This window comes from Actinomadura sp. WMMB 499, assembly GCF_008824145.1.
Taxonomy (GTDB): Bacteria; Actinomycetota; Actinomycetes; order Streptosporangiales; family Streptosporangiaceae; genus Spirillospora.
On the sequence record NZ_CP044407.1, the window covers coordinates 1,027,316 to 1,048,974 of the forward strand.

Annotated in this window: 15 protein-coding genes and 1 pseudogene; 14 read left to right on the forward strand and 2 right to left on the reverse strand. The window is 75.8% G+C overall.

Annotation, left to right across the window (positions count from 1 at the left end; translation table 11 throughout):
• Nucleotide 1: 1 nt before the first annotated feature.
• On the reverse strand, nucleotides 2-1,981 hold the full coding sequence (locus F7P10_RS43125; RefSeq protein ID WP_151008195.1) for a roadblock/LC7 domain-containing protein: 1,980 nt from the start codon (nucleotides 1,979-1,981) through the stop codon (nucleotides 2-4).
• Nucleotides 1,982-2,455: 474 nt separating this feature from the next.
• Between F7P10_RS43125 and F7P10_RS04415 the strand changes: the two genes are divergently transcribed.
• The 10 genes and pseudogenes from F7P10_RS04415 to F7P10_RS04460 all read left to right on the forward strand — a co-directional run bounded on the left by F7P10_RS04415 (nucleotide 2,456) and on the right by F7P10_RS04460 (nucleotide 13,216).
• Nucleotides 2,456-5,701, forward strand: a complete 3,246-nt coding sequence (locus tag F7P10_RS04415) for a BTAD domain-containing putative transcriptional regulator (RefSeq protein WP_151008196.1) — start codon at nucleotides 2,456-2,458, stop codon at nucleotides 5,699-5,701.
• A 91-nt stretch (nucleotides 5,702-5,792) separates the two neighbouring features.
• Nucleotides 5,793-7,334, forward strand: a complete 1,542-nt coding sequence (locus F7P10_RS04420) for an MFS transporter (protein WP_151008197.1) — start codon at nucleotides 5,793-5,795, stop codon at nucleotides 7,332-7,334.
• Nucleotides 7,335-7,419: 85 nt separating this feature from the next.
• Nucleotides 7,420-8,331, forward strand: coding sequence for an SPFH domain-containing protein (locus tag F7P10_RS04425; protein ID WP_151008198.1), 912 nt, complete (start codon nucleotides 7,420-7,422; stop codon nucleotides 8,329-8,331).
• A gap of 28 nt (nucleotides 8,332-8,359) precedes the next feature.
• Nucleotides 8,360-8,701, forward strand: a complete 342-nt coding sequence (locus tag F7P10_RS43900; RefSeq protein ID WP_151008199.1) for a hypothetical protein — start codon at nucleotides 8,360-8,362, stop codon at nucleotides 8,699-8,701.
• Between the two features lie 2 nt (nucleotides 8,702-8,703).
• Complete coding sequence (locus F7P10_RS04435; RefSeq protein WP_254716386.1) at nucleotides 8,704-9,339, forward strand: GPP34 family phosphoprotein; 636 nt, start codon at nucleotides 8,704-8,706, stop codon at nucleotides 9,337-9,339.
• Nucleotides 9,340-9,595: 256 nt separating this feature from the next.
• Nucleotides 9,596-10,336: a 1-acyl-sn-glycerol-3-phosphate acyltransferase gene (locus F7P10_RS04440; protein WP_176611296.1), complete on the forward strand. Its 741-nt coding sequence runs from the start codon at nucleotides 9,596-9,598 to the stop codon at nucleotides 10,334-10,336.
• 31 nt (nucleotides 10,337-10,367) lie between these two features.
• On the forward strand, nucleotides 10,368-10,940 hold the full coding sequence (locus F7P10_RS04445; RefSeq protein WP_151008200.1) for a 3'-5' exonuclease: 573 nt from the start codon (nucleotides 10,368-10,370) through the stop codon (nucleotides 10,938-10,940).
• Nucleotides 10,933-11,322, forward strand: a pseudogene (locus F7P10_RS04450) (ATP-binding protein); the annotation flags it as partial. The gene F7P10_RS04445 and the pseudogene F7P10_RS04450, both read left to right, overlap by 8 nt.
• Before the next feature lie 129 nt (nucleotides 11,323-11,451).
• On the forward strand, nucleotides 11,452-11,859 hold the full coding sequence (locus F7P10_RS04455; protein ID WP_151017819.1) for an ankyrin repeat domain-containing protein: 408 nt from the start codon (nucleotides 11,452-11,454) through the stop codon (nucleotides 11,857-11,859).
• A gap of 70 nt (nucleotides 11,860-11,929) precedes the next feature.
• Complete coding sequence (locus tag F7P10_RS04460) at nucleotides 11,930-13,216, forward strand: lipase (protein WP_151008201.1); 1,287 nt, start codon at nucleotides 11,930-11,932, stop codon at nucleotides 13,214-13,216.
• 90 nt (nucleotides 13,217-13,306) lie between these two features.
• Here the strand turns inward: F7P10_RS04460 and F7P10_RS04465 are convergent, their stop codons facing one another.
• Nucleotides 13,307-14,386: a mechanosensitive ion channel family protein gene (locus F7P10_RS04465; RefSeq protein WP_151008202.1), complete on the reverse strand. Its 1,080-nt coding sequence runs from the start codon at nucleotides 14,384-14,386 to the stop codon at nucleotides 13,307-13,309.
• Between the two features lie 191 nt (nucleotides 14,387-14,577).
• Between F7P10_RS04465 and F7P10_RS04470 the strand changes: the two genes are divergently transcribed.
• From F7P10_RS04470 to F7P10_RS04485, 4 genes are all read left to right on the forward strand, one after another.
• On the forward strand, nucleotides 14,578-16,287 hold the full coding sequence (locus F7P10_RS04470; RefSeq protein WP_151017820.1) for a CocE/NonD family hydrolase: 1,710 nt from the start codon (nucleotides 14,578-14,580) through the stop codon (nucleotides 16,285-16,287).
• Nucleotides 16,288-16,444: 157 nt separating this feature from the next.
• Nucleotides 16,445-17,728 (forward strand): glycosyltransferase, encoded by a 1,284-nt coding sequence (locus F7P10_RS04475; protein WP_151008203.1) that lies wholly within the window; start codon nucleotides 16,445-16,447, stop codon nucleotides 17,726-17,728.
• Nucleotides 17,729-17,868: 140 nt separating this feature from the next.
• Nucleotides 17,869-20,820, forward strand: a complete 2,952-nt coding sequence (locus F7P10_RS44990; protein WP_151008204.1) for a LuxR family transcriptional regulator — start codon at nucleotides 17,869-17,871, stop codon at nucleotides 20,818-20,820.
• Between the two features lie 400 nt (nucleotides 20,821-21,220).
• The gene (locus F7P10_RS04485; protein ID WP_151008205.1) at nucleotides 21,221-21,643 is read left to right on the forward strand and encodes a nitroreductase family deazaflavin-dependent oxidoreductase; all 423 of its coding nucleotides are present in this window, start codon (nucleotides 21,221-21,223) and stop codon (nucleotides 21,641-21,643) included.
• The last annotated feature ends 16 nt before the right edge of the window (nucleotides 21,644-21,659 follow it).

Below are 21,659 nucleotides of genomic sequence, written 5' to 3' on the forward strand. Positions count from 1 at the left end.
GTCAGCCGCTCCCCCGGGCGGGCGTGGCGAGCTGGTCGCCGAGCTTGAGCACCATCGCCTGCATCTCCTGCGCGACGAGGGCCGCGTTGATCACCGGCTCGGTGACGACGGCGACGCACGAGCGGGCGGCGGCACTGCGGACGAACAGGTAGCCGCCCTCGTGCCCGACCATCAGCTGGTGCAGGGCCTTCGCGCCCGCGCCGAACTCGCCGGCCTGGTCGCGGGCGAGGGACAGCAGCCCGCTGCAGCGTGCGGCGAGCCGGTCGGCCTCGTCCCGTCCGGTGCCGGCGGAGCGCGCCTTGAGCAGGCCGTCCACGGTGCACACGATGGCGTGCCGGACGCCTTGGACGCGGGCGAGCCGCGCCACCACCCAGTCCTGGTCAGCCGTCATCGTTCCTCCTGTCGTCGTCGGTGGGGGGATGCCCCGCGGGCGGGGCGCTCGCGTCCGGCGCGGGGTGTTCGGCGCGGGTGCGCCGGACGCGGGGGTGTGCGGGATGAGCGCGTCCATCAGCGCCCCGGCCTCTTCGGGCGTCTCCGGGGGCGGCGCGACGGGCGGCGGGCCGTCCCCCGTCCGGGGGCGCGGGACGGCGGGGCGCGGGGCGGCGCGGTGGCGGCCCCGGCGGGCGATGCGCTGCGGGAGCGTGTCGCCGGGGTCGGCGGGCGCGGCCCCGCCGCCGTCCCCGTCCGCCGTCCGCGGGGGATCCGCGGAGGGCTCGGGCGGCGGGTCCGCGGGGGCGGGGGCGAGGGCGGCGGGGCCGGGGCGGCCGCCGGTGCCGGTCCCCAGGTCGTCCACCATCGCGTCGGGGACGAGGACGACGGCCTGCAGGCCTCCGTAGGGGGACTCACCGATGCTGATCTTGAACCCGTGCCGCCGCACGTAGCGGGCGATGACGGCGAAGCCGAGGCGCGGTACCTCGCCCATCTCGGCGAGGGTGACCTCGCGGGAGCCGTCCAGCAGTTCGCGGGCGAGGGTGAGCCGGGGTTCCTCCAGGCCGACGCCGTGGTCGTCGACGCGGAACACCGCGCCCTGGGCGGCGGCGGTGACGCGCACGGTGACGGGCGCGGCGGTCGGCGAGGACTCGGTGGCGTTGGCGAGCAGTTCGGCGAGGACGTGGATGACGGCCTCGAGCACGACGGGCCCGACCGCCAGATCGGGGTCGCCCTCGATCCGAACGCGCTGGAAGTCCTCGATCCGGGCGGCGGCGGACTGGACGACCTCGGCGAGCCGCATCGGGGTGTCCCACTGCTGGCCCTCCCACGTCCCGGCGGCGACCGCCAGGCCCTGCGCGAGGCGGGCGGACTGCGCCGCGAGGTGGTCGATGGCCTGGCACGCGAGGTAGACGTCGGCGTGGTCGCTGTGCCGTTCGGCGGTGGTGGCGGCCTCGGCCTGGACGCGGTGCATCGCGGACTGGACGCGCCGGGCCAGCGCGACCGTCGCGAGCTGCTGCGACTCGAGCCGGCCGCGGGCGTCGGCGCGCAGCCCGGCGACGGCGTCGAGGGCGCCGTCGCGGGCGGCGGCGAGGGTGGCGCCGCCGCCTGCGGCGCCGGCGAGCGGCGGCGGGACGGACTCGCCGCGCAGCGCGGCGGGCAGCTGCGCGGTCAGCAGGTGGTCGGTCATCGCGGCGAGGGCGTCGCGCTGCGCGACGGCGGCGGCGACGTGGGCGTGCCGGGACCGTTCCGCTTCGTGTTCGGCGGCGGCCCGCCGCCGCAGCTCGTCGTCGCGGTGCCGCAGCTCGGCGGCATGCCGTTCGGCGTCCCCGGCGGCGGCCGCGAGGACGGCGCGGCAGCGGGCGCGCAGGCTTCGTGCGGCCGCGGCGGAGGCGAGGGCCGCGGCGGCGACCAGGACGGCCGTGATCCAGCGCACCGGTCCCGTTGCGGCCCCCGGCAGCAGGGGCGCGACGACGGCGAGCACGGCCGTGCAGGCCGCGGGCAGCAGCGACGCGGGCCCCGGAGCGGACGGGAGCGGGGTTGTGTTCATCATCGGCTTTCGTGACGGACGACGTGACGCGGATCACGGCGCGTCCTGCCGGGGCGGAGATTCGCGGCGGGTCACTCCGGCGGGACGGGCGGACTCCATTCGGGTGTCCGATAACCGTAATGCGGACGGAATGAATGCGCGGCCTGGGGAATTGCCACGTTCCCGTCCGGTGTCGCGTACGACATTCGGCCTCGAGATCACGCTGGGGGTTTTTGGACGTCGCAAGCAAAGCGTGACGCACCGCGTCACGTCAAGGTGACGCCGGGCGAACTCTCGAAGGCCCGAGAGGTTGCCAGGAATGTCCGGATGACGTCTTCGTCGCCGTCCAGATCTCCGGCGACGCCCGTCGGAGCGTTCCATGAGAAGCGGATGTGGAGAAATGGGTATTCCCGCCCGCCGAACAATGCGAACGGCTATTGCCGCGGCCGGCTCGCCCGACTGCACGGCGTGCGCCCGTGATGCGGGAGAATCGGACGCATGCGGGTGGGGGTTCTGGGCGCGGTCGAGGTTCGGCGGGACGCCGGGGGACACGCCGCGCGCGGGCGCACCGCCGCTGAGGGCGCGTCGGAGGGCGCGTCGGAGGGCGCGGTCGTCGCGGTCGGGGGGCCGCGCGTGCGGGCGCTGCTGGCGATGCTCGCGCTGGACGCCGGCCGCGTGGTGCCCGCCGAACGGCTGATCGACGGCCTGTACGGGGAGGAGCCGCCGCGCGGCGCGGCCAACGCGCTCCAGTCGCAGGTGTCCCGGTTGCGGCGGGGGCTGGGCGACGCCGCGCTCGTCGAGGGCGGGCCGGCCGGTTACCGGCTGGCGGTCGATCCCGGTGCCGTGGACGTCCACCGGTTCGGGCGGCTGGCCCGGGAGGGGCGCGCGGCGGCCGGGCGCGGCGACCACGCGCGGGCGGCCGGGCTGCTGCGGGAGGCGCTCGACCTGTGGCGGGGGCCGGCGCTGGCCGGGCTGGACGCGCCGTTCGCGGCCGCGCGGGCGGTGCGGCTGGAGGACGAGCGCGCCGCGGCCGTCGAGGAGTACGGCGCGGCGGTGCTCGCCTCCTGCGACGGACCCGGCGAACGCGGGCCCGGCGGGCCGGACGCGGCGCTGGCGGAACTGCGCGTCCTCGTGGACGAGCGGCCGCTGCGGGAACGGGCCCGCGCGCTGCTCATGCGGGCGCTGCACGCCGCCGGGCGGCAGGCGGAGGCCCTCGCGGTGTTCGAGGAGGGCCGCCGGCTGCTGGCCGACGAGCTGGGCGCCGATCCGTCCCCCGAGCTGGCCGCGGCGCACCTGGCCGTCCTGCGGGGCGAGCCGGCCGGGGCCGCGGCGGCGCCCGAGGCGCCGCGGGCGGTGCCGCCGCCCGCGCAGCTGACCAGCTTCGTCGGCCGGGAGGACGCGGTCCGGCGGGTCGGGGACATGCTGGCCGAGGGGCGCCTGGTCACGCTGCTCGGGCCCGGCGGCGCGGGCAAGACGCGGCTGGCGGTGGAGGCGGCGGCCCGCGAGGACGGCGAGGTCTGCTTCGTCGACCTCGCCCCGGTCGACCGCCCGGACGTGGAGCGGGCGCTGCTCGCGGCACTGGGACTGCGGGAGAACGCGGTGCGGCAGGCGGCGGGCGGGCGCCCGGCCGACGCGGTCGACCGGCTGGTCGCCGCGCTGGAGGGACGGCCGATGCTGCTCGTCCTCGACAACTGCGAGCACGTCGTCGCGGAGGCGGCGGTGCTGGCGCGGCGGCTGCTGGGCGCGTGCCCGCGGCTGCGGGTACTGGCCACCAGCCGGGAGGTCCTCGCCGTCACCGGGGAGGCGGTGTGGCCGCTGCCGCCGCTGGCGCTGCCGCCCGCCGGGACGCCGCCCGCCGAGTTCGTCCGGTACCCGGCGGTGCGGCTGTTCGCCGAACGGGCGCGGGCCGTCCGTCCGGGGTTCGCGGTGGACGCGACGAACGCGGCGGACGTCCTGCGGATCTGCGCGGCGCTCGACGGGCTGCCGCTGGCGATCGAGCTGGCGGCGGCGCGGCTGCGCTCGCTGCCGGTCGGCGAGGTCGCGGCGCGACTCGACGGCACCGTCGCGGCGCGGCCGGACGACCGGTTCCGGCTGCTGTCGCGCGGGGACCGGACGGCCGCGCCGCGGCACCGGACGCTGCGCGCGGTCGTCGAGTGGAGCTGGAGCCTGCTCGGCGCGGCGGAGCAGGCGCTCGCGCGGCGCCTGACGGTGTTCACCGGCGGGTTCACCCTCGACGCCGCCGCGGCGGTGTGCGACCTCGACGACGCGGCCGACGCGCTGGCCGAGCTGGTGGACAAGTCGCTGGTGCAGTTGGAGCCGCACGAGCGCGGCGCCCGCTACCGGATGCTCGACACCATCCGGGCGTACGGCGCGGAGCGGCTCGCGGAGGCCGGGGAGCGGGAGCGGCTCCGCCGGGCGCACGCCGACCACTTCCTGGACCTCGCGCTGCGCGCGGACGCGCACCTGCGGGCCGCCGGGCAGCTCGAGTGGCTGGACCGGCTGGCCGCCGACCACGCGAACCTGCACGCGGCGCTGCGCCGGTGCGTGGAGTCCGACGACGCCGTCCGCGCGCTGCGGCTCATCGCGGCACTGTCCTGGTACTGGTGGCTGCGGGGCCGCGTCGAGGGGGCGCCGCCGGCGACCGCGCTGCTGGAGAAGGTCGGCACGGAGCCGCCTCCGGGCCTGGAGGAGGAGTACGTCCTGTGCGTGTGCAACGTCGTGTCGGCGGGCGGCACGGGGGCGCGCGCCACCGCGTGGATGGACCGTGCTGAGACGGTGCTGGCGGGAATCCGGCGGCTCGCCTTCCCGGCGACGACCGTGCTGTGGGCGATGACGGCGGGGCCGGAGCGGACGCAGGAGGCCATCCTCGTCGAGCAGATCGGCGACGACCCGTGGACGCTCGCGCTGATGGACATGAGCGACGGGTTCCTGAACCAGTTCTCCGGCGACCGGGCGCGGGCCGAGGAGCGGTGCGCGGCGGCGCTGGCGGGGTTCCGCGCGATCGGCGACCGGTGGGGGACGGCGAACTCGCTCGACCCGTTCGCGCAGCTCGCCGACTGGCGCGGCGACCGCGCGGCGGCGCTGGAACTGCTCGGCGAGGCGCTGGCCCTGACCGGCGAGCTGGGCGCGCTGGAGGACACCGCCGACCTGCTGTGCCGGCGCGGCGAGGTCCGCGTCCACGGCGGCGACCTGGACGGGGCGCGCCGCGACTGCGAGCGCGCCGCCGAGCTGGCCCGGCGGGCCGGGGCCCCGGACAAGGTGGCCGCCGCGCTCCAGGGGCTCGGCGAGGTCGCGCGGCTGCGCGGGGACCCGGCGGAGGCGCGGCGGCTGTACGAGGCGGCGCTGGAGTACGTGTCGGCCCGGTTCGTGGTCGCCGCCGTCCGGGGCGCCACGCTGGTGGGGCTCGGCTGGGTGGCCCTGGACGAGGGCGCTCCCGGGCGGGCGCGGGAGCTGTTCGGCGAGGCCCTCGCCATGGCCCACGACCATCCGATCTTCGGCTACCGGGCGAGCGTGGCGGTGGGGCTGGCGGGCCTCGCCCTGCGGGAGGGCGACGGGGAGCGCGCCGCGTGGCTGCTGGGCGCGGCGACGGCGATGCGCCGGGTGCGGATCCCGGGCGACCGCGACGCCGACCGGGTCGAGGCGGGCGCCCGCGCGCTGCTCGGCGACGCCGCGTACGAGAAGCGCTACGCGTCGGGGGCCGCGCTGTCGCACGCGGACGCGCTGGCGTCCCTCCCCCGCCGCTGACGGGCCCCGCACCGGGCCACGCACGGGGCCGGCCTGCGGCGGTCAGCGGACGGTGCGCGGACGGTCAGCGCGCCCGGCGACGCTCGTCCGCATGTCGTACAGTTCAGCCCGCAAACGGGGCACGTTCGCGATCGGGGCGCTGGTGGCACTGGTCCCCGCCATCGACCTGACCGCGCTCAACCAGGCGATCCCGCACCTGTCCGCCGACCTCGGGCCGTCGGCGACGCAGATCCTGTGGATCGCGGACGCCTACGGGTTCGCGCTCGCCGGGCTCCTCATCACCATGGGCGCCGTCGGCGACCGCATCGGCCACCGGAGACTGCTGCTCATCGGCACGGCGCTGTTCGGGGCCGCGTCGGCGGTGACGGCGTACGCGCCGAGCGCCGAGGCGCTGATCGCGGCGCGGGCGCTGCTGGGCGTCGCGGGGGCGACGCTGATGCCGTCCGCGCTGTCGCTGATCCGCCGCGTGTTCACCGAACCGCGGGAGCGGACGGCGGCGGTCGGCGCGTTCTTCGGTCTCGTCTCGCTCGCGGTCGGGCTCGGGCCGGTGCTCAGCGGCGCGCTGCTCGACCACTTCTGGTGGGGCTCGGTGTTCCTGATCAACGTGCCGCTCATGCTGGTGGCGCTGGTCGCGGGAGCGCTCGTCCTGCCCGAGTCGAGGAACCTGCTGTCCGGGTGGCCGGACCTGCCCGGGGTGCCGCTGTCGATCGCCGGGGTCCTCGGGATCGTGTACGCGGTGAAGGAGGCGGCCGCGCACGGCGCGGACGAACCGAAGGTGTGGGTCGCGGCGCTGGCCGGGGCGGCGGCGCTGGCGGCGTTCGCGGCCCGGCAGGTGCGCGCCGCGACGCCGCTGATCGACGTCCGGCTGTTCCGCCGGGCGGCGTTCTCGGGCGCCGTCGTCACCAACATGTTCGCGATGTTCGCGCTGGTCGCCCAGTCGCTGATCTTCTCGATGTTCTTCCAGCTCGCGCTGGGCTGGGACCCGCTGAAGGCGGGCCTGGCGGGGCTGCCGGGGGCGGCGGGCGCGATGATCGGCGGCGCCGTGCTGGCCCCGCCGGTCATCACGCTGCTGGGCCGCGCCCGCGCCGTCGCCCTCGGCATGGCCGTCTCCGCCGGCGGCTTCGCGCTGTTCCTGGCGATCGGGCTGGACACCGGCTACCCGATGATGCTGCCGGCGATGGTGCTGGCGGGCCTCGGCATGGGGATCGCGATGACGGTCACCGCCGACACCGTCCTCGCGTCGGTGCCCAAGGAGCGGTCGGGCGCCGCGTCGGCGATCTCGGAGACGGCGACGGAGCTGGGCGGGGCGCTCGGCATGGCGGTGCTCGGCAGCGTGCTGACCGCGGCGTACCGGGGTGCGCTGGACCTGCCGGCCGGGACGCCGCCGGGCGCGGCCGCGGCGGCGCGGGACTCGCTCGCCGGCGCGCTGCAGGCGGTCGCGGCGCTGCCGGAGCGGGTGGGCGCGCAGGTCGCCGCGACGGCCCGGGACGCGTTCATGACGGGCATGCACTCCGCGCTGCTGTGCGCGGCGGTGCTGGCCGCGGGGGTCGCGGTGTTCGCCCTGGTGACGCTGCGGCGGGTGCCGAAGGTGATCGAGGAGGAGCCCGAGCCGGAGCCCGTGGCCGCGCGGTGAGCCCCGCCTTCCTTCTGTCCGGCCCCGCCTGGAAAAAGTGATATCACTTTGCTAGGTTGGTGATAACCGGACAGAAGGAGGCGCCATGGAGCCCTCGGCGAAGGTCGAGATGCCGACCCCGAAGATCTCGGAACGGCCCGCGTACAACGTCAACGGCTGGTCGATGCTGGTGCTGGCGGTGGTGCTGACCCTGCTCGGCGCGGCGGCCGTGGTGCTCGGCGTGGCCACCGGCGGCGGCGTCGCCATCGCCACCGGCGTCACCGCCGGCGCCCTGCTCGTCATCGCCGGGCTGGTCGTGGCGATCGGGCTGACGGCGGTGGCGCCGGGCGAGGCCCGCGTGGTGCAGGTGCTCGGCCGCTACGCCGGGACCGTCCGCACCGACGGCCTGCGGTGGGTCAACCCCATCAGCCTGCGACAGAAGATCTCCACCCGGATCCGGAACCACGAGACCGGGCTCGCCAAGGTCAACGACCTGGACGGCAACCCGATCGAGATCTCCGCCGTCGTCGTCTGGCAGGTGCGCGACACCGCCCGCGCGGTGTTCGAGGTGGACGACTTCGTCGAGTTCGTCGCGTTCCAGACCGAGGCCGCCGTCCGGCACATCGCGGGCAGCTACCCCTACGACAGCCACGAGCAGACCTCGCTCCGCGACAACGCCGACGAGATCACCGCGCAGCTGTCGGCGGAGGTGACGCAGCGCGTCGCGTCCGCGGGCGTCGACATCATCGAGTCGCGGATCACCGGCCTGGCGTACGCGCCGGAGATCGCGCAGGCGATGCTGCGCCGGCAGCAGGCGGGCGCGGTCGTCGCGGCCCGGCAGCGGATCGTGGAGGGCGCGGTCGGCATGGTGCAGCTCGCGCTGGACCGGCTCGTCGAGGACGACGTCGTGGAACTCGACGAGGAGCGCAAGGCGACCATGGTCAGCAACCTGCTGGTGGTGCTGTGCGGCGACCGCGACGCGCAGCCCGTGCTGAACACCGGCAGCCTGTACCAGTGACGGACGCCACGGCGGGCGATGATCGGCATTGAGCTCCGAGCGCAAGAAGATCCTGCTGCGGCTCGATCCGGCCGTGCACGACGCGCTGGCCCGGTGGGCCGGGGACGAGCTGCGCAGCACGAACGCGCAGATCGAGTTCCTGCTGCGCAGGGCCCTCGCCGACGCGGGGCGGATGCCCGGCTCGGTGGGCCGGATGCGCAGGCGGGGGCGGCCCAGAAAAGCGGACGAGCCGGACACCGGGCCGGACGGCGGGCCGGACGGCGGGGCGGGCCCGGCGGGGCCCGCGGCGACCGACGACCAGACACGACCGGACCAGGGCCCGGACACGGGGACCGAGAAGGACCCGCCGCTCGGCGGGAGCGAGGACTGACCATGGTGGTGCGGATTCCGGAGTCGCTGCCGGCGCGGATGTACCTGCTGGCCTACGACCTGCGCAAGAAGAAGATGACCAAGCGGGGACGGCACCTGGGGTACCTGCTGCGGGCCGCGGCGCTGACCGAGCTGTTCCTGGACGGGCGGCTCGGCGACGACGAGAAGGCCCGGCCGCGGCCCGGCACCCCGGGCGCCGACCCGTACGGGCTGGTCGCGCAGATCGGCGGCGCGTCCCGGCCCCGGTCCTGGCAGCACTGGGTGCGCAAGGACGGCAAGGAGATCGCCGGCATCGTGCGGGACGAGCTCGTGCGGGACGGGATGATCCGGGTGCGGGAGCGCCGGGTGCTCGGCCTCTTCACCGTCGAGGACGTCACCGTCCGGGACCCGCGCGTCGTGAAGGCGCTGTGGGGCGGGGCGTCGTCGGCGCTGCGCGGGCGGCCGGTCGCGCACGTCAACAGCTACGACGCGGCCGCGATCGCGCTGGCGGCGGCCTGCGAGCTGTCGTCGGTGCTGCCCGGCGCCGACCGGCGGCGGCACAAGCGCCGGATCGAGGAGCTGACCGCGCGGTCGGGGCCTGCGCCGCGCGCCGTCCGCAAGGTCCTGCAGGCGGAGCGCGCCGCGGCGAGCAGCGGCTGACGGCAGCGGGGCAGCCCGGCGGCGGACGGCCCGGCGCCAGCCGAGCAGGACGGCAACGGCCGAGCAGGACGGGCGCCGCCCGCGCGGCGAGCACGGGCGCCGGCCGGCGGGCGGGCAGCGGTCGGCGGCGACGGCGGGCACGGCCCGGACGGGGATGCGGGGGCGCGCAAGGTGGGGAGCGACAAGATCCGGGGGTCCGGTCTTGTGGCAGGGCCCCACCGTGCGCGCGCGGGTCGCACCCATAGATTTCTCCGGCATGGACCCCGAACGCCTGATATATCCCCTGACCAAGCACGTCGTGCTCGGACCCGCGATGCGGGTCGCGTTCCGGCCGCGGGTGCACGGGCTCGGGCACGTCCCCCGGCAGGGCCCGGTGATCCTGGCGGCGAACCACCTCGCGGTCCTGGACTCGTTCGTCGTGCCGCTGATGGTGCCGCGCCGGGTCCACTTCCTCGGCAAGCAGGAGTACTTCACGGGACCCGGCCCGCGCGGGCGGGCGACGGCGGTGTTCTTCCGCAGCCTCGGCGCGATCGCGGTCGACCGGTCCGGCGGGCGCGCCGCGCTGGACGCCCTGGACGCGTCGGCCCGCGTGCTGGAACGGGGCGGGGCGTTCGCCATCCACCCGGAGGGCACCCGCTCCCCGGACGGGAGGCTCTACCGGGGACGGACGGGCGTGGCGCGGCTGGCGATGCGGACGGGCGCGCCCGTCGTGCCGATCGCGATCGAGGGCACCGACCGGGTGCAGCCGCGCGGCCGGGCGGTCCCCCGGCCCGGCCGGATCGGGCTGCGGATCGGCGCGCCGCTGCGGTTCGCCGGACGGGACGCGGGCGTCCCGCGGGGCCGCGCGGCCCGCGAGGTCACCGACGAGATCATGACGGCGATCCGGGAGCTGTCCGGGCAGGAGTACGTCGCCTCCTACGCACCGCCGCCCGGCGGCGGTCCCGGCGGCGGTCCCGGCGGCGAGGCGGAGCGCGGGGCGGCGGAAAACCGTTCGTGAGCGGGGTCCCCGCCCGGTATCGTCCCCGGCCATGGACGAGCTGATCGGTCGTTTCCTCAATGTCGTGGACGTCGAGGCGACCTGCTGGGACGGGCCCGTCCCGCCGGGGCAGGCGAACGAGATCATCGAGATCGGGCTGTGCGTCGTCGACCTGCACGCGGGCGAGCGCGTCGCGAAGCACCGCGTCCTGGTGCGTCCGGAACGGTCGGCGGTCAGCGGGTTCTGCACCGAGCTCACCGGGCTCACCCAGGACGAGGTGGACGGCGGCGTACCGTTCCGGGAGGCGTGCGCGCTGCTCGAACGGGAGCACCGGTCGCACACGCGGACGTGGGCGAGCTGGGGCGACTACGACCGCAAGCAGTTCGAGCGGCAGTGCGGCGGGGGCGGCGTCCGGTACCCGTTCGGGCGGCGGCACGTCAACGCCAAGGCCGTGTACGCGGCATCGCACGGCCTGCGCCGGACGGGCATGGCGGGCGCGCTGCGGCACGCCGGGCTGCCGCTCGAGGGGCGCCACCACAGCGGCGCCGACGACGCCTGGAACATCGCCGCGCTCGTCCTCGACACCGTGCGGCGCGGCGCCTGGCCGGCCAGGGAGGATGTTTGATCCCGCCCGCCCGGGCACCCTTTCTCTGATCGAGGATCCGAGAAATGGCGAACGGCACGGAGACGATGTGGAGATCAGCCTGGACCTCCTGTTGCCGCGGGACGCCGCGAGCGTCCCGGCGACGCGGAGGATCCTGGACGCGGCCCTGCAGACCCTCGGCGTGGAGGAGCAGATCTGCGGGGACATCGAGATGATGTTGAGCGAGGCGTGCACGAACGTCATCGAGCACGCCGAGAACGGGGCCGACTACACGGTGCGGGCGACGATCCAGGACCGGCGGTGCCTGATCAGGGTGATCGACTCCGGAAAGGGGTTCGACGCCCGCCGGGTGCCCGCGCCCGCCCCGGGGGACGAGCACGGCCGCGGCCTGATGATCATGCGGTCGCTGGCGGACGACGTCCGGTTCCACAGTTTCGCCGAGGACGGCGCGCTGGTCTCGCTGGAGAAGCGGCTCACCTACGGGGAGGGCAGCCTCGGCGGGCTGCTCGTCGGGGAAGGCGGCGACACGGTCATGGACGAGGCCGATCCGGAGCTGGAGGAGTTCTCGACCCGGCTGTTCGACGCGGCGCGGTCGGGCGACACCGACCGGCTCGTCGCGTACGTGGACGCGGGAGTGCCGGTCGACCTGTGCAACGACAAGGGCGACACGCTGCTGATGCTGGCCGCCTACCACGGGCACGCCGGGGCGGTGCGGGCGCTGACCGCCCGCGGCGCGGACCCCGAGCGGCCGAACGACCGCGGGCAGCGGCCCCTCGCCGGGGCGGTGTTCAAGAAGGAGGCGGACGTGGTGCGGGCGCTCCTGGACGCGGGCGCCGATCCCCGGAGCGGGACGCCGTCCGCGATCGAGACCGCGCGGATGTTCCAGCACGACGAGTTCCTCGCGTGGTTCGAGGAGGCCGCGCCCCCGTCCGGTTCCTGACGAAGGAGGGGGCCGGACGGCGACGTTCGGTCATGGCGGCCGGTGGGCGCGGGGCGCGAGCGTGGGCGGCATGCGAAGTCGCCTTTCCGGCCGTCCGCTCGTCGCGGCGGCCCTGCTCCCCCTCGCGCTCCCCCTCCTGCTGACCGGCTGCGGCGGCACCGGCGCGGCCGCCCTGGCCGGGGCCGGCGCGCACGCCGGCGCGCCCGCCGGGTTCACGCTGCCGCCGCCCACCGGCCCGCGGGCCGCCGGGACCACCGAGCTGCACCTGGTGGACGCAGGCCGGCCCGACCCGTGGGTGCCCGGCCGCGACCGCGAACTCATGATCAGCGTCTGGTACCCGGTGCAGCGGACCGGCCACGACCCCGGCCGCGGCGCCGGTCATCGGGCCGCGCCGTACGTGCGGCCCGGAGTCGCGCGGGCGTTCACCGAGGTCGACGCCCTCGGCGTGTTCGAGGCCGGGACGGTCGACTGGGCGGGCGCCCGCACCCACGCGGCCGAGTCGGCGCCCGCCGACTCGCGGCGCGGCGAACGGCCCGTGGTCCTCTACTCCCCCGGTTTCGGGGTGCCGCGGGCGCTCGGCACGACGATCGCGGAGGAACTCGTCAGCCGCGGGTACGTCGTGGTGACGATGGACCACACCGGCGAGACACCGGTGGAGTTCCCCGGCGGGCGGGTCGAGCCGGCCCGGCTGCCCGAGCAGACCCCGGACCGGATCAAGGTCGCGCTGGACGCGCGGGTGAAGGACACCCGGCTCGTCCTGGACGCCCTGGCGGAACTGGACCGGGGCGGCAACCCGGACGCCGAGCGCCGCCGCCTGCCGCGCGGCCTCGGGCGGACGCTGGACCTGTCGCGGGTGGGCATGGTCGGGCACTCGGCCGGCGGCACCCAGGCGGCCGAGACCATGCGCGTCGACCGGCGGATCGACGCCGGGATCGACATGGACGGCACCATGCGGTACAGCGAGGGCGACCTCGTGCCCGTCGCGGCCGAGGGGCTCGCCCGGCCGTTCATGCTGATGGGGTCGGCGCCGGACGGGGAGCCGCAGACGCACCTGACGAACCCGTCGTGGGGCGCGTTCTGGCGGAACTCCACCGGCTGGAAGCGCGACCTGAACGTCCCCACCGCCAGGCACTACTCCTACACCGACGTGCAGGCGTTCCTGCCGGAGCTGGACGAGCGGATCGACATCCCGGACGAGGGACGGACGGGCCTGATCGGCACGGTCGATCCGGAGCGGATGACGGCGTCCGTGCGGGCCTACGTGACCGCGTTCTTCGACCGCTCGCTCCGGGACCGGAACCGCCCGATCCTGGACCGGCCGTCGAAGCGGTTCCCGCACGTCCGGTTCATCCGGTGACCCGGTAGCGGCCGGCCGGACGGCCCGCGCACCCGGAAGGTCCGGGCGCGCGGGCCGACGGGACCCGCCCGGCGGGTCAGACGGAGCGGGTCAGGCGGGGCGGGCGGGGATCTCGCCCTTCCCGTTCCCGTTCCCGTTCGCGCCGGAGGCGTCCTGCAGGCTGACGCGGTGGTGCCAGTACGGCGCGGCGTAGCCCCGGTCGCGCATCACCCGGTGCAGGCGCTTGAGGTACTCGTGCTTGATCCGGAACTGGTCCTCGAACTCGGTGGACCGCAGGATGACGTGGAAGCCGACGGACGACTCGTTGAAGTCGTCGAAGCGCACGAAGACGCCCGAGCCCTCGACGCCGCCCTGCACCTCCTTCATGACCTCGTGCCCGACCTCCTCGAGCATGCTCTCGGCGACGTCCAGGTCGATCTCGTACGGGAGCTTCGCGTAGACGAGGATCGACATCTCGTCGCCGGGACGGCTGTAGTTGGTGAGGATCGTGTCGGAGAAGCGCTGGTTCGGGATCACCTCGATGTTGTCGGACAGGGTCCGGATCGTGGTGTTCCGCCAGTTGATGTCGACGACGTAGCCCTCCTGGCCGGTGTCCAGCCGGATGTAGTGGCCCGGTTCGATCGTCTTGGCGGCCAGGATGTGCACGCCGGCGAACAGGTTCGCGAGGGTGTCCTGCAGGGCGAGGGCGACGGCGAGACCGCCGACGCCGAGGGCGCCGAGCAGCGGTCCGATGGAGACGCCGAGGCTCTGCAGCATGATCAGCATGCCGATGCCGATCACCAGCACCTTGGCGATGTTCGCGAAGATCGTCACGTTCGTCGCGACGCCCTGCCGGGCCGTCGCGTACGAGGAGAGGCTCCCGGCGATCAGCCGGGCGGCCGCCAGCGAGACGAAGAAGATCGCGCCGGCGGTCAGCAGCCGGGCGATCACGTCGAGGGTGCCGCGCGGCGCGGCGTCCCACACCTTCAGGGCGAACCAGGTGCCGGCGAGGAGGGTCAGCGGGAGCGCCAGGTCGTGCACGAGCTTGGCGGCCAGATCGTCCCAGGCCCAGCGCGTGTCCCCGGCCCGCTTGCCCAGCCGGGAGGTCAGCAGCCGCAGCCCGACGGCCACGATCACGGCGACCCCCAGCACGATCGCGGCGGCGATCGGCCGTTCCCAGCTATCACTCATGACGCGTGCGGTCTCCTTCCGGGCGCGACTCACCGCCCGCCGGATAGATGTGGTTTGCGCATTCTGCGAGCAAAGTTCGCTTTACGCGGATCGTCTCGATCGTAGTTAACCCGTGGCCCGCCCGAGACGCGATCTCCACGAATGTCCCGGGAACGCCATCGTTTACGATCGGTCAGGTGGTAGGCGTGGGCATGATGCGCCGGCTGGGGGTCACGGCGCTGGGACTGCGGAACGGCCCCCACAGGGTGACGGTCGAACGGGACCTGGAGGTTCCCGCGGGCGACGGTGTGACATTGCTCGCCGACCGGTACGCCCCGGAGAGCGTCGAGCGCGCGCCGACCGTGCTCGTCCGCTCCCCGTACGGGCGGCGCGGGCCGTTCGGGCTGATGTGCGGGCAGGCGTTCGCGTCGCACGGGTTCCAGGCGGTGGTGCAGAGCGTCCGCGGCGGTTTCGGCTCCGGCGGCGTGTTCGAGGCGCTGGACGAGCGCGAGGACGGCCTCGCCACCATCGACTGGCTGCAGCGCCAGCCCTGGTTCGGCGGGACGTTCGCGATGCACGGCCCGAGCTACCTCGGCTACGTGCAGTGGGCGGTGGCCGCCGAGGTGGGCCCGGCACTGAAGGCGCTGTCGATGCAGGTCACGGCGTCGACGTTCCGGGACGCGGTCCACGTCGGCGGGACGTTCGCGCTCGAGTCGGCGCTGATCTGGGTGGACCTCACCGCCCGGATGAAGAACTCCTTCTCCGGCATCACGACCGGCCTCATGTCGCCGCGCCGCGCCCGCCGGGCCGCGCTGTCGGGCCGTCCGCTCGCCGAGCTGGACCGGCTCGCCACCGGGGAGCAGCAGCAGTTCTTCCAGGAACTCCTGGTCAACGGCCCCGACACCCCGTTCTGGGACAAGCGCGACTTCAGCCCCACCGTGTCGCGGGTCACCGCGCCGGTGAACATGACGGGCGGCTGGTACGACATCTTCCTGCCGTGGCAGCTCAAGGACTACGCGGCGCTGCGGGCCGCCGGGCAGGAGCCGTACCTGACGATCGGCCCCTGGTTCCACGCCGACCAGCGGATGATGCGCGGATCGGTCGGCGAGTCGGTCGCGTGGTTCCGCGCCCACCTGCTGGACGACCCGTCCGGCCTGCGCGACGACCCCGTGCGGCTGTACGTGACGGGCGCCGGCGAGTGGCGCGAGTTCCCGCACTGGCCCGTCCCGGGGATGCGGGAGGAGCGCTGGCACCTGCGGCCGGACGGCGATCTGTCCCCCGCGGAGCCGCCCGAGTCCGAACCCGACCGGTACCGGTACGACCCGGAGCATCCGACGCCGTTCCTCGGCGGGCCGACGCTGCTCGGCGAGACGCACCCCTCCACCGACCAGCGGCGGCTGGAACGGCGGCGGGACGTGCTGACGTTCACGTCCGCGGAGCTGACCGAGGACCTGGAGATCATCGGCCCGGTCACCGCCGACCTGCACGTCCGGTCGAACCGGGAGCACACCGACTTCGTGGTGCGGCTCTGCGACGTCACGCCCGACGGCGAGTCGCTGAACCTGTGCGAGGGCATGCGGCGGCTCGTCCCCGGCACGCCCGAACCGGACGCCGACGGGGTGCGGGCCGTCGCCCTGGAGCTGTGGCCCGCGGGGCACCGGTTCCGCGCCGGGCACCGGATCCGGGTGCAGGTCGCGAGCGGCGCCTACCCGCGCGTCGCGCGCAACCCCGGCACCGGCGCCCCGATCGGCACCGCGACCGAGATGCTCACCGCCGACCAGGAGATCTTCCACTCCCCCGACCGCCCCTCCACGATCAACCTGCCCGTGGTGCCCACCGGCGCCGGAAGCGTCGACGAACGCACCGACGGGCGGGACGGCGCCCCGGACGCCCCGGACGGGGGAACCGACCGAACCGAGTAAATCTGCCGGTATCCGCGCTGATCGGAGGCGATCCGGTGGAGGGATCCGATTCGTGAGGTTTGACGGAGACTGCGGCAGGGGTAAGGATCTCTACGAGCAGGTGTCTACGACGCAGATACCTCCAGGCTTCCCCTGCGTAGTCCCGGAGGATCCCGTTATGCACCGCCCGCTGAACATCGCGCTCGTGTCCGCCTCCGACCTCGACGGCGAGCACTTGCAGTCCGTCCACGTCCGGGATCTCGCCCGCTCCCTCGTCCGGCCGCTGCACGGCGACGGAGAGCCGAACCACGTGACGGTGTACGCCCGGCGCCACGCCAAGGACGCCCGGAACCGCGTCCGGCTGGGCCCGGGCGCCACGCTGGTGCACCTCGACGCCGGCCCGGCGCGTTCCCTGACCGAGGACGAGACGCTCGCGCACCTGCGCGACTTCGCCGACGAGCTGCGCCGCCGCTGGTCCGGCGCCGGCCGGCCCGACATCGTCCACGCGCACGGCTGGATCGGCGGCCTCGCCGCCTGCGCCGTCGCCCACGAGCTGGACATCCCCTTCGCGCAGAGCTACCACGGCGTCGGCGCCGCCGAGCGCCGCACCGGCCGGCCGGTGCACCCGCACCGCGATCGGCTGGAGAAGGCCATCGGCCGCGACGCCGACATCGTCCTCGCCGGGCACGACGAGGAGGCGAACGCGATCGTCCGGATGGGCGTCCCCCGCCCGGCCGTCACCGTCGTCCCCTACGCCGTGGACGGCGAGCACTTCGCGCAGGCCGGTCCGGCGATGCCGCACGGCGACCGCGCCCGGCTCGTGCTGGTCTGCGACGACCTCGAGGCCGGGGACGTCCCGACCGCGCTGCGCGCCCTCGTGCACGTCCCGGACGCCGAACTGGCCGTCGCCGGCGGCCCGGCCCGCGAGGAGCTGGAGAACGACCCGATCGTCCACCGGCTGAAGCTGATGGCCAAGGAGCTGCACGTCGCCGACCGGGTGATCTTCCTGGGCAGGATGCCCCGCAAGTCGCTCCCCCGGCTGCTGCGCACCGCGCGGCTCGCGCTCTGCCTCGCGCCCGCCGCGCCCTCGCCCACCCTGCCGCTGGAGGCCATGGCCTGCGGCGTCCCGGTGGTGACGACCACGGCCGGCGGCAACGCCGACGAGGTGCTCGACAAGATCACCGGACTGCACGTCCCGGCGGGCCGCCCGGTGCAGATCGGCCGGGCCGTCCGGCACCTGCTGACGGAGGAGACCACCCGGCACGGGTACTCGATCGCCGCCGCCGACCGCGCCCGCTCCCGCTACTCCTGGGAGCGCATCGCCGCCGAGACGCTGCGCGCCTACCTCAAGGTGCTGCCGGTCCCGGAGGTCCCGGCGCCCCGCGAGGACGACGCGGACGCGGCCGAGGCGGTCGCCGAGCACGCCGCGGAAGAGGAGCGGACGCCCGCGCTCGCCCACTGACGGGCAGCGCCCGGCAGATCGTTCGGGCCCCGGACCCCACCTCGGTCCGGGGCCCGATCCGTGCGCCCGGACCATCCCCGGCCCGATGGAATACTGGGACGGAACCGGCGAAGCCGTCGAACGCGAGGGGGGCGCACTCGGTGCTGATCGGCAGGGCGGCGGAGTTCGCGGAGCTGACCGGCGCGCTCGACGACGCCGCCGCCGGCCGCGCCCGCGTCGTCCTCGTCGGCGGCGACGCCGGGGTCGGCAAGACGCACCTCGTCTCGGCGCTGGAGAGCGCGGCCCGCGAACGGGACCGCACCGTTCTCGTCGGGCAGTGCGCCGAACTGGGCGAGAGCGTCCCGTACCTGCCGCTCGCGGACGCGCTGTGGGCGGCCTCGCGCGACGGCGGGCCGGCGGCGGGCGCCGTCCGGGACGCGCTGGCCGCCCGCCCGGTGCTGGAGCGGCTGCTGCCCGACGGGGACGGCGGCCGGGCCGAGCCGCTCGCGCCCGACCTCGGCCGGCAGCGGCTGTTCGGCGCCGCGCTCGGCCTGCTCGGCGAGCTGGGCGGCGACCGGCCCGTCCTGCTCGTGCTGGAGGATCTGCACTGGGCCGACCGGTCCACCCGCGACCTGCTGACGTTCCTCAGCCGCGTGCTGCAGCGCGAGCGCGTCTGCCTCGTCGGGACGTACCGGTCCGACGACCTGCACCGGCGGCACCCGCTGCGCCCGCTGGTGGCCGAGCTGCGGCGGCTGCCGAACGTGACGGGCGTCCAGGTGCGGCCGTTCGGGCGCGGCGAGACCGCCGCGTACCTGGCCGCGCTGTCGGGGACGCCGGCCGCGCCGGTGCCCGCCGACGTGGTCGAGCGGGTGCACCTGCGGTCGGAGGGCAACCCGTTCTACGCCGCCGAACTGCACGCCGCCGGGGATCTGGAAGAGCTCCCGGCCGGGCTCGCCGACCTGCTGCTGTCACGGGTCGAGCGGCTGTCGCCGGACGCGCGCCGCGTCGTGCGGGTCGCGGCGGTCGCCGGGCGCCGGGTGGACGACGAGCTGGTGCGCCGGGTGTCCGGGCTCGCCGAGGACGCGGCCGGGGAGGCGCTGCGCGAGGTCGTGTCGCACCAGCTGCTCGTCCCGGGCGGCGCCGGGTACAGCTTCCGGCACGCGCTGCTGCGCGAGGCCGTGTACGCCGACCTGCTGCCGGGCGAGCGCACGCGGCTGCACGCCGGCTTCGCGCGGCTGCTCGCCGGGGATCCGGACGAGCGGACGGACGGGCGCCCGGACGGGCACACGGGCGGGTGGGCGAACGGGCGGCGGGGCTCGGCGGCGGAGCTGGCGCACCACAGCCTCGCCGCGCACGACCTGCCCGCCGCGTTCGCCGCGTCGGTGCGGGCGGGACGGGAGGCGGACCGGGTCGGCGCGCCCGCGGAGGCGTTCGAGCACCACGAGCGGGCGCTGGAGCTGTGGGACGCGGTCCCCGACCCGGAGGCGGCCGCCGGGACCGGGCGGGAGCGGCTCGCGCTGGCCGCCGCGCGGGCCGCGGCCGAGGCCGGCGAGCTGCGCCGGGCGGTGCACCGGCTGCGGCGCCTGCTGGAGACCGCCGACCCCGCCGACGCGCCGCTCGGCGTCGAGATCCGCCAGCAGCTGTCGACCTGCCTCGGCGAGCTGGACGAGGACACCGAGTCGCAGGCGGTGGCGCGCGCGGCCGTCGCGATGCTGCCGCCGGATCCGCCGACGCCGGAACGCGCCCGCGCGCTGGCGACCTACGCCAAGACGCTGCTGTGGCACGACCCCGCGAAGGAGATGCCCGCGCTCGCCGAGGACGCCGCGGCGGCGGCCCGCGCGGCCGGCGCGGCCGACGCCGAGGCGAGCCTGCTGGTCACGCTCGGCTACTACCACGAGTCCCTGACCGGCGAGGGCGCCGCCGAGCTGCTGGCCCGCGCCCGCGACCTCGCGGTGGACAGCGGCAGCTCGCTGGTGACGATGCGCGCGATGTTCCACTACACGCGGGTCCGGTTCGACCGCGGCGATCTGGAGGACGCGGCCCGCGCCGCCGCCGACGGCGTCCGGTACGCGACCGGCGGCGGCCTCGGCCACAGCACCTACGGGACGCTGCTGCGCTGCCTGCAGTACCTGATCCGCTACACGGCGGGCGACTGGGCGGAGGCGGCCCGGCTCGCCGACGGCTTCGGCGTCCAGGTCGTCCGGCGGCCGGAGGGGCAGGTCTCCGCCTACGCCCTGTTCCTGGAGGTCGCGCGCGGCGACGCGCTCGTGGACGAGCGGCTGCGGTGGCTCGAGCCGCTGCTGCCCGGCGACCCCCTCCTGACCTACATCGTCGGCGGCCTGGCCGCCGAGCACGCGCTGTGGCGCGGCGACGCCGGCGCCGCGCTCGAGCACGTCGACAGGGTGATGGACTCCCCGTACGCCGCCGATCTCGGCGTCCTGCGCATCGCCGCGACGGGCCTGCAGGCGCTCGCCGAGCGCGCCCGCGCGACGGGGGACGACCTGTCCGCCGCGGCGGACGGGCTCGCCGACCGGGCCCGGGCCGCCGCCGCGATCGACGGCGACGGGCGTCCCCGCGCCTTCGTCGGCGTGGAGGGGCACGGCTGGCTCGCCCGCGTGGAGGCCGAGCGCCGCCGGGTGGACGGCGTCCTCGACCCGGACCTGTGGCGGCGGGCCGCCGACCTGTTCCGGTACGGGACGGACGGCGCCGGGTTCGTGTACGAGGTCGCGCGCTCGCGGTGGCGGCTCGCCGAGGCGCTCGCCGAGGCCGGCGACCGGGACGGCGCCGCCGCGGAGTGGCGGCTCGCCGCCGACGCCGCCGAACGGCTGGGCGCCGCCCCGCTGCTGGGCGCGCTCCGCGACCTCGGGAGCCGCGCCCGGCTCGCCGCGCCGAACGGGCCCGCCCCGTCCGGTGCGGGCCCGTTCGGCGCGCTGACCGCCCGGGAACGGGAGGTGCTGAAGCTGGTCGCCGAGGGCCGCAGCAACCGGGAGATCGCCGGGGAACTGTTCATCTCGCCGAAGACCGCGAGTGTGCACGTCTCCAACATTCTCGCGAAACTGAACGTCGCGAACCGCGCCCAGGCCGCCGCGCTCGCGCACCGCGAGCGACTCTGAATTCCCGATTGCCCGTACCGGCCGGCACTGATAAATTCTTTTCCGTGACTGCCGGGTCTGCCCTGTCGGGCAAAGAGCGAGTGAGGCACCCGGCCTCGGCGTGAGCCCGAGGCGGGCCCGTGCCCCGCCCTTCGCACACTCTCCCTTCCTTCCTGCGCGCTTCCGCGCCTTCCAACTGCGCGCACGCGCGGCGCCGCACCGCAGTACGCCCTGCCGCGAACGCCGGCCGCAACGCGGCCGTACGCTCGGCCGCACCGAGTCGGCGGACGGCCTGCCGCGCCGCCCAGCACCGCCCCATAGGTTCGGCACGCCTTTTCCGAACCCCTTTCCCCAGCCTTGGCCGCATGTGCCGCCACGGCCGATCACGCCTGCCCGGAAACAAAAGGAGAGACACCGCAGAATGGATTTCAATCGTCAGGTCATCGAGGAGTTCCGCGCCAATGGGGGCCGGGTCGGCGGCATGTTCGAGGGCGCCCGGCTGCTGCTGCTGACGACGACCGGGGCGCGGTCCGGCGCCCGGCACACCACCCCGCTCGGCTACCTGCCGGACGGCCCCGACCGGCTGCTGGTCATCGCGTCCGCCGGGGGCTCGCCCCGGCACCCGGCCTGGTTCCACAACCTGGTCGCGAACCCCCGCGTCACGATCGAGGCCGGCGCGTCCACCTACGAGGCGGACGCGGCCGTCCTGGCCGGCGACGAGCGCGACCGGCTGTTCGCCCGCGCCGTCGAGGCGGACGCCGGGTGGGCCGAGTACGAGGAGAAGTCGGGCCGCACGCTTCCGGTCGTCGCGCTCGTCCCCGTCCTCGACGAGTTCGTGCCGTAGGCCGGGCGGGCCGGGC

Bases quoted from the DNA above. Each gene is read 5' to 3' on its own strand.
- F7P10_RS04420 (WP_151008197.1), top strand. From the start codon at position 5,793: ATGTCGTACAGTTCAGCCCGCAAACGGGGCACGTTCGCGATCGGGGCG.
- F7P10_RS04485 (WP_151008205.1), top strand. From the start codon at position 21,221: ATGGATTTCAATCGTCAGGTCATCGAGGAGTTCCGCGCCAATGGGGGC.
- F7P10_RS04440 (WP_176611296.1), top strand. From the start codon at position 9,596: ATGGACCCCGAACGCCTGATATATCCCCTGACCAAGCACGTCGTGCTC.
- F7P10_RS04445 (WP_151008200.1), top strand. From the start codon at position 10,368: ATGGACGAGCTGATCGGTCGTTTCCTCAATGTCGTGGACGTCGAGGCG.
- F7P10_RS04475 (WP_151008203.1), top strand. From the start codon at position 16,445: ATGCACCGCCCGCTGAACATCGCGCTCGTGTCCGCCTCCGACCTCGAC.
- F7P10_RS04460 (WP_151008201.1), top strand. From the start codon at position 11,930: ATGCGAAGTCGCCTTTCCGGCCGTCCGCTCGTCGCGGCGGCCCTGCTC.
- F7P10_RS04465 (WP_151008202.1), bottom strand. From the start codon at position 14,386: ATGAGTGATAGCTGGGAACGGCCGATCGCCGCCGCGATCGTGCTGGGG.
- F7P10_RS04415 (WP_151008196.1), top strand. From the start codon at position 2,456: ATGCGGGTGGGGGTTCTGGGCGCGGTCGAGGTTCGGCGGGACGCCGGG.
- F7P10_RS04425 (WP_151008198.1), top strand. From the start codon at position 7,420: ATGGAGCCCTCGGCGAAGGTCGAGATGCCGACCCCGAAGATCTCGGAA.
- F7P10_RS04470 (WP_151017820.1), top strand. From the start codon at position 14,578: ATGATGCGCCGGCTGGGGGTCACGGCGCTGGGACTGCGGAACGGCCCC.
- F7P10_RS04455 (WP_151017819.1), top strand. From the start codon at position 11,452: ATGGACGAGGCCGATCCGGAGCTGGAGGAGTTCTCGACCCGGCTGTTC.
- F7P10_RS04435 (WP_254716386.1), top strand. From the start codon at position 8,704: ATGGTGGTGCGGATTCCGGAGTCGCTGCCGGCGCGGATGTACCTGCTG.
- F7P10_RS43125 (WP_151008195.1), bottom strand. From the start codon at position 1,981: ATGATGAACACAACCCCGCTCCCGTCCGCTCCGGGGCCCGCGTCGCTG.